This window comes from Pigmentiphaga humi (genome assembly GCF_900606115.1).
Taxonomy (GTDB): domain Bacteria; phylum Pseudomonadota; class Gammaproteobacteria; order Burkholderiales; family Burkholderiaceae_B; genus Pigmentiphaga; species Pigmentiphaga humi.
This window is the reverse complement of sequence record NZ_UWPJ01000032.1, coordinates 1-12,893: the sequence shown is the minus strand read 5'-3', so window position 1 is coordinate 12,893 and position 12,893 is coordinate 1. Positions and strand designations below refer to the sequence as shown.

The following is a 12,893-nucleotide window of genomic DNA, read 5'->3' as shown; positions in this document are numbered from 1 at the left end:
CAGCCTGCGTGCGATTATGAGACCGTTTCAGGGGAAATTGCGGATCCGTCATCTCGAGACGATTCTGACCATCGTCGATTGCGGCAGCGTATCGAAAGCCTCTCAGCAACTGCACATGACTCAGTCGGGGCTTTCCCGCGCCATCGCCGAACTGGAGGAGATCGTCGGCGGACGGCTGTTCGAGCGAACGGGGAAGGGCATGACGTGCACTGCCCTGGGCGAGACGATGTGCCGGCACGCGCGCATCCTGCTCGGGGACTTCGCCAAGGCCGAGACGGACATGATCGCGGTGTCGCGCGGGGATCTCGGCAGCCTGGCCGTAGGCTGCTTCTCGATGTTCAGCGGGTGGCCCCTGGCCGAATCGGTGCAGCGTTTCCGCGTCCAGTATCCGCGCGTCGAACTCACGGTGCAGGTGGGCATGCACGAGCGCATGATCGAGGATCTCGATTCCGGTAGGCTGGACGTGCTCGTCAGCCGTAGTCTTCCCAGTCTGGACTCGGAGATCTACCGGTCCGTCACGCTGCTGGACGATGCGGTGATCCTGGCTTGTTCTCCAGGCCACCCGCTGGCGCTTAGCGAACGCATTGGGCTGGCGGACTGCGTGGCCTATCCGTGGGTGACGGCGCCGCCTCAGACGCGCGTGCGAACAGAGCTCGAGAGTTTCCTGCGGCAGCGCGAGTTCGCCGTGCCCGACGTGGTCGGGGCGCTGTCCCTCGAGTTCGCGCTGGAGATGCTGGCGAGCGGTGTCTATCTCTGCATGCTTCCTCGCAGCGTGGCCATGGTGCATCAAGCGCGGGGCGCGGTGCACGTGCTTCCGACCGTGCTGGAGGTCGAATTTCCGCCCCTGGCGGCGATATGGCGGCGCGAGCGATCGAGCACCCGCCACATCCGGGAGTTCGCCGCTGTGCTGGCCTCGGTCGTCGAGGAGCATTCTTCCGCCTGATCGTCTTCCCCGCAAGGTATGACGGTTGCGAACAGATCCGTTCACAACCGTCATGGCTGCTGGCCGCCGGGCGCACCTAGAATACGCCACGGCGGCATCGTCATGCCGTCTTCTCTCCGGAGCTTAGACGAGACATGCATGAGTGAGCGAATCGATGTGGCGCTATCGAACGGCATCGTCACGGGAGAGCGCGAACGCGACGTCTGCCGTTTCTCGGCGATACCTTATGCGCAGGCTCCGATCGGCAGCCTGCGGTTCGCGCCGCCGGTGCCGTCGACGTGGCGAGGCCGCCTGGATGCGACCCGACCCGGTCCCGTCGCGCCGCAGCTCCCATCGCGCCTGCGTGGCGCGATGGGAGATTTCGAGGCTTCGCAGTCCGAGGATTGCCTTCACCTGACAGTCTGGACGCCCAGTCCGGATTCTCGCCGTCGGCCGGTGGTCGTCTGGCTGCACGGGGGCGCCCATCAAAGCGGCGGCGGCGCGCTCGATTGGTATTCGGGCGCCCGACTGGCGGCGCGGGGCGATCTGGTGGTCGTCGCGCCGAACTATCGACTCGCCGCGCTGGGCTGGCTATGCGTGCCGGGCGAGTTCGCCAACCTCGGATTGCTGGACAACGAGGCCGCCCTGGACTGGGTGCACGAGCACATCGAATCTTTTGGCGGAGACCCGGAACGCATTACCGTCATGGGCCAGTCCGCGGGCGCCGCTTCCATCGCCTGCCTGCTCATGCGCGCGCCCAGGTTCGATCGCGCGATCTTGCAAAGCGCCCCGCTGGGGCGGGGGCTGCGGTCAGCAGAGCAGGCTGGCCAGTTGGCCGACGCCATGCTGGAGGCCGCGGGCGTGCGGAGCATGGGCGAGGCGCGCGCCGCGCCGATCGACGCCTTTCTGCGTGCCCAGCAGGCGCCTCGGGTATTGGATGTGTTGAAGGCCGCCGGTGGGAACCAGAATCCGTTCGGGCCGGCGGCCGATGGCGAGGTGCTGCCGATCGACGCCAACGAAGCGCTGTGGCGAGGCTGCGGCAAGGTCGATGTGCTGATCGGCTACACGAAGGACGAGATGGCCGCCTTTCCGGCCTTCGGGGTCGATCCCGAAGCGGAGCGCGTAGGCGACGCGCTCTTCGGAGCTCCGTCCCGCCGCTGGGCCGGCGACGCGGTGCGGTCGGGTCGTTCGGCTTGGCTGTACCGCTTCGATTTCGCGCCCTCGGCACGCTTTGGCGCGTGCCACTGCATCGAGCTGCCTTTCGTCTTCGATACGGTGGACGCGTTCATCGAGGCGCCAATGATGTCCGGGACGATGCGCGAGGACGCCCGCCGCCTGACGCAGGACCTTCAGCGGGCATGGGTGGATTTCATCCGGGGCGGAAGCCCGGGATGGACCGCAGGGCCGCAGCCGCACATTTTTTCCTGACCGGAGAACGCACGTGACACAGCAGGATATACATAGCGTCAATCATGTCGGGCTCGTGGCGCGGGATCTCGCGGCGGCGGCCGATCGCTATCAGCGCATGGGTTTCGTGCTGACGCCTTTCTCCGCGCATGCGGGCGCCTGGAAACCGGGCGCGGCCGTCTCTCCCCTGGGTAGCGGGAACCGATGCGTCATGTTTGAGCAGAACTACCTCGAGATCCTGGGCAGTGAACATGCCGCGGCGCCCAGCCCGCGCCTGGAGCAATACCTGCGGCATCACCAGGGCGGCCACATCATCTGCTTCGGTTCCGAGGACTTGTCGTCGGTCGATCGCCGGCTGAAGGCATGCGGCATGGGGTCCTCCGGCGTTATTCCGCTGCAGCGCGACGTGGAGACGCCCGAGGGCGTGAGAACCGCGCGGTTCGAACGCGTGCAGTTCTCGCCCGACGATTCGCCCGAAGGATATATCCAGGCCGCTCGACATTTGACGCCCGAGTTCATTTACCAGCCTCGCTATGCACGGCATCCGAACGGCTGCACCGAATTGTCGGACACCGTGCTGATCGTGGACGATGTCGCTCGCTTCCGTGAACGTTATGAACACTTCACGGGGCTGGAGCCGACAGTTGAGGCAGGTGAGGTGACGTACCGGTTCCCGTTGTGTTCGAGGCTGACGCTGCTGGGGCGCGACAGGGCGCTGGAGCGCCTACCGGGGACGCTGCATCCGCCGGTTCCCGGCATCGCAGCCGTGGGTTTTCGCTGTCCTGACCTGCGGACCCAGGCCGATCTGCTGCGCAGCGCCGGGGTGCCCTTTCTCGAGGCTGGCGGGCGGCTCATCGTGCCGGCGGAAGAGGCGGCGGGTGTCGCCGTGATTTTCGAAGCTTGATTGAGGATGTCGTCCATGAAATTCATCCGTTCGCTCCTGTTCCTTCTGACCGCGATGGCGGTTCAAACCGTCGCGGCGCAGGATTTCCCGGCCAGGCCGGTGCGCTTCATCGTCCCCTATCCGCCAGGCGGCGGGGTGGACGGGATGGCGCGTCCTCTGGCCGAACGGCTGGCGACGCTCTGGGGCAAGCCCGTCATCGTCGAAAACCGGGCCGGCGCCGCGACCATCATCGGCACGGATGCCGTCGCCAAATCGCAGCCGGACGGACTGACGCTCCTGTTCACGAGCGATTCCAGCATTACGAGCAACCCGCACCTCTACGCCAATCTGCCGTTCGATGCGATGAAGGATCTCGTCCCGGTAGTGCAGTTGATCGATCTCTACCAGATGGTCGTCGTGCATCCCTCGGTCAAGGCCGATACCTTGAGGGAGTTCGTCGAGCTGGCCAAGAGCCGGCCGGAACCGATGAACTACGGTTCGTACGGTGCGGGTAGCCAACCCAACCTGTTGTTCGAAGAGCTCAAGCTGAGAGCTGGGATCAAGCTTATGCACATTCCGTACAAGGGGATCGCTCCGGCGATTCAGGCCACATTGGCGAACGAAGTGCAGGCGACCCTGGGGGGAGCAGCGACGACCGGACAATACTTCGCGGTGGGGCGCATGAAGGGGCTCGCCATTTCCGCGCCCAGGCGCAATCCGCAATATCCGGATATCCCGACCCTGGCGGAAGCCGGCTTTCCCGATCTGGGACCGCGCGCGTGGTTCGGCATCTTCGCTCCCGCCGGGACGCCGAAACCTGTCGTGGAGAAGATCAGCCGCGATGTCGCCGCGATCCTGGCCGAGCCCGAGTTCGAGGCGCAGCAGATCACTGGAAAAGGATATCAGCGGGTGGGCAGCACGCCTGGCGAATTCGCGGCATTCGTTCGAGACGACTACATGCACAAGGGCAAGGTGATCAGGGAGTCGGGCATCAAGCTGGATTGAAGCCGCGCGGCGCGGCGCGCGGAAGCAGGAGTCTTGGCACGCCAGGCTAGCTCTTCAACAGCCCCGGCAGCTTCCCTGCCGCCGACTGGCCAGGATACAGCGTCTGCAACGTCCGCCGCGGATCCAGCGCGAAGCATTCGGCCGCGGTGGCGGCGATCAACGTGTGCAGGCCAAGCGTGGGGCGCAGATCGCGCGCTTCGAGGAGGTTGGCCTGGCCCAGCCCCGGCCAGTCGGCGATGACGCGGCCGCCTTGCACCGCGCCGCCGACCAGCATGGCTGCGGATCCCGTGCCGTGGTCGGTGCCGCCGGTGCCGTTCGCGGCGGCGGTGCGGCCGAACTCGGTGGCGATCAGGACGATGGTCTGGTCCCATGCCGTGCCCAGATGCTCTTTCAGAGCGGCCAACAGCGCGTCCAGATTCTTCAACTGCGCCGCGAGCCGGGCGTTCTGGCCCGCATGCGTGTCCCAGCCGCCGGTTTCTATCATGGCGATGCGCGGGCCGTCGGGGCGCTTCAGAAAGCCGGCGGCCAGCTTGCCCAGTTCGGCGGGATTCTGCCGGCCCCGCGCGTTGCCGGCCTTGCCGCGCGTGTCCATGGCGGCCTCCCATAGCGCGTGCAACTGGGTATCGGGTTCGTACAACTGCCGGACGCGCAGCAGCAGGTCGTTGGAGGGCTGGGGCAGGGAAGAAGGGGCATACGAGGCGACCTGGCCCTTGCCGCGCAACGCCAGCGGCACGGTCGGCGCGAGCGCGATGGCTTCCGCGTCTTTCTGGCCGGGCAGCATGTCCAGCAGCCGGTTCAGCCATCCGTCCTTGCGCTGGTAGGGACGGGAGCCGCCGGTCTCCAGTACGTTCTGGCCATCGAAGTGGGATCGTTCGCGATAAGGCGAAGCCACGGCATGGACGAACAGCGCCTGGCCGGAACGATAGAGTTCGCCGGTGGCGGCCAGCGAGGGATGCAGCGCGAAGGTGCCGTCCAGCCGCATGGCGGTGTCCGCGGCGATGGCCAGTTCGCGCCGCAGCGAGGCATAGGCGGGATCGGCGTACGGGATCACGGTGTTCAAGCCGTCGGCCGCGCCGCGCTGGATGATGAAGACGAAGCGCCGGTCGGTGGGGGCCCGCGCGAACAGCATGCGCGGCGCGAAGACGGAGGCCGCGGCGGCGAAGGCGGCCTGCTTGAGCCAGAGCCGCCGGGAATTTTCGATGGCCATGGCGTCATCTCCTCAAGAACTCGGGCGATACCAGCAACAGCGCCATGGCGGTGGGGCCGGATTCCGCGCGCGACAAGGCGGTGGCCGTCGCCTCGCCCAACTGCCCGGGCAAGAGCTCGGGCGCCAAGCGGCGCGCGTCCAGGCCGGCATCCGATTGTCGCGCCAGCCGGCCGGCCAGTTCCACGCGCCGCATCAGCGCATCGGGCGCCGCCCAGCTCGCGGCGACGTCGTCGTAGCCGGCCGGCGAGCCGGGGCGCCACAGCGGCTGGCCGAGCTGCTGCATCAGGGCCTCCACCCGCACGTTCTGCAGGTCGGCGCGGCCCAATCCGCGCAGCGAAGACACCAGCCATTCCCACGGCGTCTTGAACTTGGCCGCCCGGGGCCGCCAGGCCTCGGGAGAGTCGAGCAGCGCCCGGTAAATCGCCTTCAGCTCGCCATCGCTATCGCGATAGGCCCGGGCCAGCCGCTCGACCACGGCGGGCGGCGGGGTATCCGCCACGAAATGGCGGGCGAGTTTGGCGGCTACGTGGCGAGCGGTGGCATCGGCGCGCGCGAAGTCGCGGATGATGGCTTCGGCCTGCTCGCGTCCGCCTTCGCCGTAGCGGAGGCCGAGCACCTGGCGGCCGCCGGGTTCGTGGCGGGCGGCCTGGAACACGTAGCCCGTGGCCTCGTCCAGTTGGATCCCCGGTTCGGGCGCGTCGGGCGCGCCCAGGCCGGCGACGGACCAGCCGGTCATGGCGCGCGCGAACTCGGTTACGTCGTCCTGGCCGTAGCCGCTGCGCACGCCCAGCGTATGCAGCTCCATGATTTCGCGCGCGAGGTTTTCGTTCAGGCCGCGTTGCTGGCCGGGATTGCGCTTGGCGTTGCGCCGCGCCGCCGGGCTGTCCGGACCGATCGAGGCGTTCTGGTTGAGGTAAAGCAGCATCGCCGGATGGCGTTCCACCGCCAGCACGAGGTCCTCGAAGCGGCCGAGCACGTGCGGGCGGATGGCCTCTGCCTCGAAGCTGCCCGCGAGCATGGCGACCGCGGGGTTCTCGGTGGAAATGGCGAAGTGGTTGGACCAGAAATGGACGAGGCGTTCGATGAAAGGCGCGGGCGTGGCCAGCGCCGACAGCGTGCGCATGTCAATCGCTTCGAGGTAGCGCTGGCGCTGCATTTTGCGCAGGGCGTCCCGGGCGGTTTTCTGCTCGTCCTGCGCCGCGCCGCGTATTTCGCGCTGGCTTCGGACCTGGTCCCCGACCAGTTCGCCGGAGGCGGGCTGGGCGTCCCAGGCCGCGGGCCGGATCTCGTATCGGTCGAATTGCTCGAGCAGCCACTGCTTCGCATGGGCAGGCGCCGTGTCGCCAGCGCGGACGCCCAGTCCGAAGCGATTCAATGCGATGCCTGGCATCGCCGGGCTGTGATCGGCCATGCTTGCTCCCGTGGCCGAACCTGCAGGCTGGCCATCCATGGAGTTTTTCACGAAGCCGCACAGGGCGCTGTAAACGCGTGTAAGGCCAGCGGCAACCTTATGAATCCGAATCCGGCCCGGGAACGGCAATTGCTGGCCGTCGGCTCTCTTTTCGAGGAGACCGCCATGCTGACCATTGCCGAGGTCCGGAACGCCATGCGAGTATGGGATGACGCGCACACCGCCGTGCATGACTATTTCGGGAACAACGACGTCCTTGACCCGAATTGCTGGATGACCTGGCAGGATCTGATCGAAACGGAAAACATGGCTCGCACTCAAGCCTTGACGGCGATCAACAGTTACCGGGGGCAGGCGCAGGGGTAGGCAGTCAGCCGGTGCGGACCGCAAGAATGGATGCCGCGAAAGCGGAAATGTTGTGTTAAAAGCTAGCCACAATACATAGGGAGGTAGTATGAATTACACACCGAACCAGCAGCCGGCGGCGCCGGAACTCGAATCGAAGCGCCCCTACATCGCCCCGTCCGTGCTTGTACTGGGGACGGTCGGCGGCGTCACCGAGGGGGTCGTGGGCTTCGGCCCCGACATTGGACTCTTTGATTCGTAAGCACAGAGAGCGAGAAATCCGCTATTCACCGCCAATGGGCTTTGAGCACAGCGCGAAGTCTGCCTGCCGAGGCAGGAACAAAGCGGCGCAGGCCAAGCGGCGGATGATTGCTTAAAAAACAAGGCCGGCGAGCCCGAGGGCGTCGCCGGCCTTGTCGCAAGGGCCGGGCCTTGCAATCTGCTTTGCTTACTCGTCTGCCTTGATCCCTTCCGCCCGGATCAGATCTCCCCATTTCTTCGTGTCGTCCGCCGCCAGCTTGGCGAATTGCTGGGGCGAGTTGGGCGACAGTTCCACGCCGGTGGCTGCGGCATAGGCCTTCAGCTCGGGCGAGGCCATGACCTTCTGCACCGCGGCGTTCAGGGCGGCGATCTTGTCGGCCGGCGTGTTCTTGGGCGCGAACAGGCCGTACCAGTTGTTGGCGTAGACGTTGGGCACGCCCAGTTCGTCGAAGGTGGGCACGTCGGGCAACAGCGGCGAGCGCTTGGGAGCGGCGATGGCCAGGGCGGTGAGTTTCTTGGCCTGGATGTTGGTCATCAGGCCGGAGATGTCGCCGATGAAGCCGTCCACCTGGCCGCCGATGGTGTCGGTAATGGCGGGGGCGGCGCCTTTGTAGGGCACGTGCAGGATGTTGCCCTTGCTGGAGAGCTTGAGCTGCGCGATGGCCATGTGGGGCATGCTGCCGACGCCGGAGGAGGCCATGGTGATGCCCTTGCTGTTCTTGGCGCGGGCGACGAAATCCTTGGCGGTCTTGTCCGGGCTGTTGGGGCCGACCACCAGCACTTCCGGGGTGGAGATCAGCAGCGAGACCGGCGCGAAGTCCTTGACGGGATCGTAGATGAGCTTGGGGTAGAGCGCCGGGTTGATCGAGATCGCGCCGACCGAGCTCAGGAACAGGGTCTGGCCGTCGGGGCGCGAGCGGGCGACCTGGCTGGCGGCGATGGCGCCGTTGCCGCCGGGTTTGTTCTCGATGACGACGGTCTGCTTGAGCTCTTTCTCCAGCTGGGTGGCGACGACACGCGCCAGCGAGTCGGCCGGCCCGCCGGGCGGGAAGGCGACGACCATGCTGGTGACGGTCTGGGCGTGGACGCCGGCCGCGGCGGCCAGCAGCGCGCCGGCGGCGAGCGGTTTCAGGAGCGAGGCGGGACGAAGGTGGAACATGGTGTTCTCCTCTTTAGTTGTAGAAACTTCCCCTGCCCGCTTGCGCGGGTTCCCTTCACGGGGGGCGCCTGGCGGACCGGCAAAGCCGGATCCGCCGTGCCCGGGGTCAAAACAGTGATGCGGGCCAGGACTGCATGGATCAGCGCGCAGGGACTCCCTGCGTGTTGACGAATAACGAATAAACGGACGTGCTGGAGGCCATGAACAGCCGGTTGCGGTGCCTGCCGCCGAAGCACAGGTTGGCACAGCGCTCGGGCAGGGCGATGCGGCCCAGCAGTTCGCCGCGCGGGGAATAGACGCGCACGCCGTCGAGTTCGGGCGTGCCCATGCCCCAGCCGCACCAGAGGTTGCCCTCGACGTCGATGCGGAAGCCGTCTGGCGTGCCCTCGGCGGCATCGAACAGCACGCGCTGCGGACCGAGCGTGCGGCCGTCGGCGGAGACGTCGAAGACCAGCACGTTGCGGGGCCGCGCGCGCGACTCGATCACGTAGAGTCGCTTTTCGTCCGGCGAGAAGGCCAGGCCGTTGGGGCCGTTGACGGTATCGCACACCATGGCGACTTCGCCGCTGTGCGGATCGATCCGGTAGATGGCGGAGGGCAGTTCCTGTTCGGCTTTTTCACCCTGGTAGTACCCGACGATGCCGAAGGGCGGATCGGTGAACCAGATCGAGCCGTCCGATTTGACCACGAGGTCGTTGGGAGAATTCAGGCGTTTGCCGTCGTAGCGGTCGGCCAGCACGGTGATGCGGCCGTCGTACTCGGTGCGCGTGACGCGGCGACCCTGGTGTTCGCAGGTGACGAGCCGGCCCTCGCGGTCGCGGGTGTTGCCGTTGGCGTGGCCGGAAGGATGGCGCCAGACGTGGGTCTGGCCGCTGGCCTCGTCCCAGCGCATGATGCGGTCGTTGGGAACGTCGCTCCAGAGCAGGTAGCGGCCATCGCCGAACCAGACCGGCCCTTCGGCCCAGCGGCAGCCCGAGGCGATGCGCTCGACCGCCGCCAGCGGCAGGACCAGCTTCTCGAAGCGCGGGTCCAGCGCGACGACGGCCGGATCGGGGTAGCGTACCGGGGGCATGTCAATCGCAGCGCGCACTCATGCCTCCGTCGACCACGATTTCGGCGGCGGTGATGAACCGCGCTTCGTCCGAGGCCAGGAACAGCGCCGCGTTGGCGGTATCGATACCGTCGCCCATGAAAGGCAGCGGGATGCGCGCCTGGCGCTGGGCCAGCAATTGCTCGACGTCGCCGCCGGCGCGCTGGCCGGCCAGCCGCACTTCGACCATGGGGGTGTGCATCTGCCCCGGTACGACGGTGTTGCAGCGGATGTTCTTCTTGGCGTACTCGAGCGCGACTACGCGCGAGAGCTGGATGATGGCCGCCTTGGCGCTGGAGTAGCCGATCTGGGCCGAGCCGGTCCAGCGGATGCCGGAGGTGGACGAGACGTTGACGATGGCGCCGCTGCCTTGTTCGACCATGCGCGGCAGCACGTGCTTGCAGCCCAGGTAGACGCTCTTGAGGTTGAAATCGATCTGCTTGTCCCAGGTTTCCTCGTCCAGGTCCACCGGGCCGCCCTTGCGCGAGCCGCCGACGTTGTTGACCAGGATGTCCACGCGGTCCCAGGTGTCGATGCAGGCGCGCACCATGTCGCCGACCTGTTCGGACGCGGTGACGTCGGCGCGCCAGATCTCGATCTCGCCGCCGATCTCGCGCACGCGCGCGACGGTTTCTTCCATGGCGGCCGGATCGAGATCCACCGCGAATACCTTGGCGCCTTCCTGGGCGAAGCGGTAGGCGATGGCGCGTCCGTTGCCCCAGCCGGGGCCGACGCTGCCCGCGCCGGTGACGATCGCGACCTTGCCTTGTAAACGTCCTGTCATTGCTAGTCCTTCATGTCTCGCATCGATCTTGCGCGTGCGGCGGTCAGCGGCCGAATGTCACGGTGCTGCCGTCGGGCGGCGCGATCTCGAACACGCTCAGCGTCATCGAGATCAGGGTGTAGTAGCCGGCCATGCCGACCAGGTCGACGACGCTGTCGGTGCCCAGCACGTCCACCGCTTCCTGGTAGAGCGCGTCGGGCACCTGGCGGGTTTCGACCAGCTGGCGCACGAAGCGGTAGACCACGGATTCGTCGGGCTGCGCGAACGCGGGCTCGTCGCCCAGGCGGATGCTCTCGGCGATCCCGGGCGCCAGGCCGGCATTCAGCGCGATGGGGTGGTGCGCCCACCATTCGAAGGGGGCGCGCCACAGCGCCGCCATGGTCAGGATCGCCAGTTCGGACAGCCGTGGCGGCAGGCTGGAGTCGTAGCGGCAGTACTGGCCGAGCGCCTGGGCGTGTTCGGCCAGGCCGGGGCGGTGCAGCCAGATGGCCAGCGGCCCGCGCACCTTGCCGCGCGGACCGGAGGCGATGGCGTCGTAGATGCGGCGCTGGTGCTCCGACATGGTGTCGCGCTCGGGTGGTTGCAGTCGTGCCATGGGGTCAGGTCTCCGGGGTGGTCAGGGTTGGAAGCGGAACAGCCTGTCCGGATTGTCGGCCAGGATCCGGCGGCGCGTGGCGGGGTCCGGGCACAGGCGCAGGAAAGTATTGAGCAGTTCGCCATCGTCGGGCATATCGCCGCGCACGTTGGGATGCGGCCAGTCCGTGCCCCACAGCAGGCGGTCCGGCATGGCTGCGATCAGCGCCGCGACCAGGGGTTCGGCATCGGCATAGGGACGTTTGCCGGTGCTCGAGGAGCGGTCCAGGCCGGAGATCTTGACCCATGCGCCGGGATGATCGCGCAGCGCCAGCAGGGCCTGGAAATCCGCGCCTGCGGTGCCGGCCGCGGCCGGGATGCGGCCCATGTGGTCGATCACGAAGGGCATGGACAGCGCTTTCAGGCGCGGCAGCAGGCCGGCCAGCGAGGCCTGGTCGGAATGGATGCACAGATGCCAGCCGAACGGCGCGATGCGCGGCGCGATCGCGGCCAGTTCGTCCCATCCGGCGTTGGCCAGGTGGGCGACGAAGTTGAAGCGCACGCCGCGCACGCCGCGGCGGTCGAGTTCGGCGATGCGGGCCTCGTCGGCATCGGACGCGAGCAAGGCGACCGCGCGGTATTGGCCGGCGCCGCGGTCGAGCGCGTCGAGCGTGACCGACAGGTCGTAGCCGTGGCAGCCCGGATGCACGATGACGCCGCGCCGGAAGCCGAGTTGCCGGTGCAGCGCGCGCAGCCTGTCGAACGGCGCGTCGGGCGGCGTGTAGGGGCGGTCCTCGGCGTACGGGAAGGCCGCGGCGGGACCGAACACGTGGAAGTGGCTGTCGCAGGCGTTGGCCGGCAGAGCCTCGGCGGGCGGCGTGATGGTGTCGAGCGGCGGTGCGCAGTCGGGCATGGCGTGCAAGGACTTGTGGGGAATCCTTGGCATCATGCGCAAGCCGGGGCGGCCGCGCAATGCGGCTGGGCGGACTTCTGATATAGGAAAAACGTATACCATAGCCGCATGGACCTGAAGCAACTCCGCTATTTCATCGTGGTTTGCGAGATGCGCAGCTTTTCCCGTGCGGGAGAGGTGCTGGGCGTGTCGCAGCCTTCGCTCAGCCGCCAGATCCAGACGCTGGAGGCCGAACTGCGCCACCACCTGCTGGCGCGCACGGGGCGCGGCGTGGAGCCGACCGAGGCGGGCCTGCGCTTTCTGGAGCATGCCCGGGCCATCGACGCGCTGGCGCAGCACGCGCGCCAGGACATGCGGGCGTTCCGCTCGCCCGCGCAGGACAAGGTCAGGCTGGGCATGCCGCATCGCGTCGCGCGCCGGCTGGCGCCGCAGATCGTCCAGGCCTTCCGCCGCGAACATCCCGGGGCGGCGCTGACGCTGGCCGAGGGTCTGAGTTCGCAGATGAACGAATGGCTCGTCAAAGAGCGCGTGGACATCGCCTTGCTCTACGAGCCGCCGCCTTCGTCGATGGTGCGCTATGAATCGCTGTACCGGGAAGACCTGGTGCTGGCCTACGGCAAGACCTGCCGCCCCGAGCCGCCGGCCCGGGTGCTCGCCCGCGACCTGGGCCGCTACCCCCTGGTGCTGCCGAGCGCGCCCAACACCATCCGCGCGCTGGTGGACCAGACCTGCAAGGAAGTCAACGTGACGCTGGACATCGTGGCCGAGGTGGACGTGGTCCACACCATCCTCGAGACCATGACCGAGCAGAGCATGTACACCATCGTGCCGCGCTCCGCGCTCAGCGACATGCCCGGCCAGGACTTCCTGGACTTCTCCGCCATCGCCGAGCCCACCATCATGAACAACCTCACCCTGGCCACCCCCGCCGGC

General features: G+C 67.5%; 14 protein-coding genes. 7 read left to right on the top strand and 7 right to left on the bottom strand.

The genetic code is table 11. The features are described 5' to 3' along the window. Positions 1 to 37: 37 nt before the first annotated feature. The 4 genes from PIGHUM_RS20035 (at position 38) to PIGHUM_RS20020 (ending at position 4,217) form a co-directional block, all read left to right on the top strand. A complete protein-coding gene (locus tag PIGHUM_RS20035; protein WP_246013367.1) occupies positions 38 to 943 on the top strand; it encodes a LysR family transcriptional regulator in 906 nt (301 codons plus the stop codon). 138 nt (positions 944 to 1,081) lie between these two features. Continuing rightward, a complete protein-coding gene (locus PIGHUM_RS20030) occupies positions 1,082 to 2,350 on the top strand; it encodes a carboxylesterase/lipase family protein (RefSeq protein WP_124081494.1) in 1,269 nt (422 codons plus the stop codon). 13 nt (positions 2,351 to 2,363) lie between these two features. Next, complete coding sequence (locus tag PIGHUM_RS20025) at positions 2,364 to 3,233, top strand: VOC family protein (RefSeq protein ID WP_160142369.1); 870 nt, start codon at positions 2,364 to 2,366, stop codon at positions 3,231 to 3,233. A 15-nt stretch (positions 3,234 to 3,248) separates the two neighbouring features. Continuing rightward, complete coding sequence (locus tag PIGHUM_RS20020; protein WP_246013366.1) at positions 3,249 to 4,217, top strand: Bug family tripartite tricarboxylate transporter substrate binding protein; 969 nt, start codon at positions 3,249 to 3,251, stop codon at positions 4,215 to 4,217. Between the two features lie 46 nt (positions 4,218 to 4,263). On the opposite strand, the gene PIGHUM_RS20015 is transcribed toward PIGHUM_RS20020, so the two are convergent. Together PIGHUM_RS20015 and PIGHUM_RS20010 are read right to left on the bottom strand one after the other, a co-directional pair. Continuing rightward, on the bottom strand, positions 4,264 to 5,424 hold the full coding sequence (locus PIGHUM_RS20015; protein ID WP_124081491.1) for a DUF1501 domain-containing protein: 1,161 nt from the start codon (positions 5,422 to 5,424) through the stop codon (positions 4,264 to 4,266). Positions 5,425 to 5,428: 4 nt separating this feature from the next. Then, positions 5,429 to 6,835, bottom strand: a complete 1,407-nt coding sequence (locus PIGHUM_RS20010; RefSeq protein ID WP_124081490.1) for a DUF1800 domain-containing protein — start codon at positions 6,833 to 6,835, stop codon at positions 5,429 to 5,431. Between the two features lie 99 nt (positions 6,836 to 6,934). Here PIGHUM_RS20010 and PIGHUM_RS20005 point away from each other — a divergent pair, with 99 nt between their 5' ends. Continuing rightward, complete coding sequence (locus PIGHUM_RS20005; RefSeq protein WP_124081489.1) at positions 6,935 to 7,201, top strand: hypothetical protein; 267 nt, start codon at positions 6,935 to 6,937, stop codon at positions 7,199 to 7,201. An 88-nt stretch (positions 7,202 to 7,289) separates the two neighbouring features. Further along, positions 7,290 to 7,442 (top strand): hypothetical protein, encoded by a 153-nt coding sequence (locus PIGHUM_RS23960; protein WP_160142368.1) that lies wholly within the window; start codon positions 7,290 to 7,292, stop codon positions 7,440 to 7,442. A 186-nt stretch (positions 7,443 to 7,628) separates the two neighbouring features. Here the strand turns inward: PIGHUM_RS23960 and PIGHUM_RS20000 are convergent, their stop codons facing one another. From PIGHUM_RS20000 to PIGHUM_RS19980, 5 genes are all read right to left on the bottom strand, one after another. Continuing rightward, on the bottom strand, positions 7,629 to 8,600 hold the full coding sequence (locus PIGHUM_RS20000) for a Bug family tripartite tricarboxylate transporter substrate binding protein (RefSeq protein WP_124081488.1): 972 nt from the start codon (positions 8,598 to 8,600) through the stop codon (positions 7,629 to 7,631). 139 nt (positions 8,601 to 8,739) lie between these two features. Next, a complete protein-coding gene (locus PIGHUM_RS19995; protein WP_124081539.1) occupies positions 8,740 to 9,672 on the bottom strand; it encodes an SMP-30/gluconolactonase/LRE family protein in 933 nt (310 codons plus the stop codon). 1 nt (position 9,673) lies between these two features. Next, entirely contained in the window at positions 9,674 to 10,474 is an 801-nt protein-coding gene (locus PIGHUM_RS19990) for an SDR family NAD(P)-dependent oxidoreductase (RefSeq protein ID WP_124081487.1), read from the bottom strand. Between the two features lie 43 nt (positions 10,475 to 10,517). Continuing rightward, a complete protein-coding gene (locus tag PIGHUM_RS19985; protein WP_124081486.1) occupies positions 10,518 to 11,069 on the bottom strand; it encodes a carboxymuconolactone decarboxylase family protein in 552 nt (183 codons plus the stop codon). Positions 11,070 to 11,090: 21 nt separating this feature from the next. Then, complete coding sequence (locus PIGHUM_RS19980) at positions 11,091 to 11,996, bottom strand: amidohydrolase family protein (protein ID WP_342773224.1); 906 nt, start codon at positions 11,994 to 11,996, stop codon at positions 11,091 to 11,093. Between the two features lie 72 nt (positions 11,997 to 12,068). Here PIGHUM_RS19980 and PIGHUM_RS19975 point away from each other — a divergent pair. Continuing rightward, positions 12,069 to 12,893 (top strand): LysR family transcriptional regulator (locus PIGHUM_RS19975; protein ID WP_148087264.1); only part of this gene is annotated, 825 nt, incomplete at its 3' end.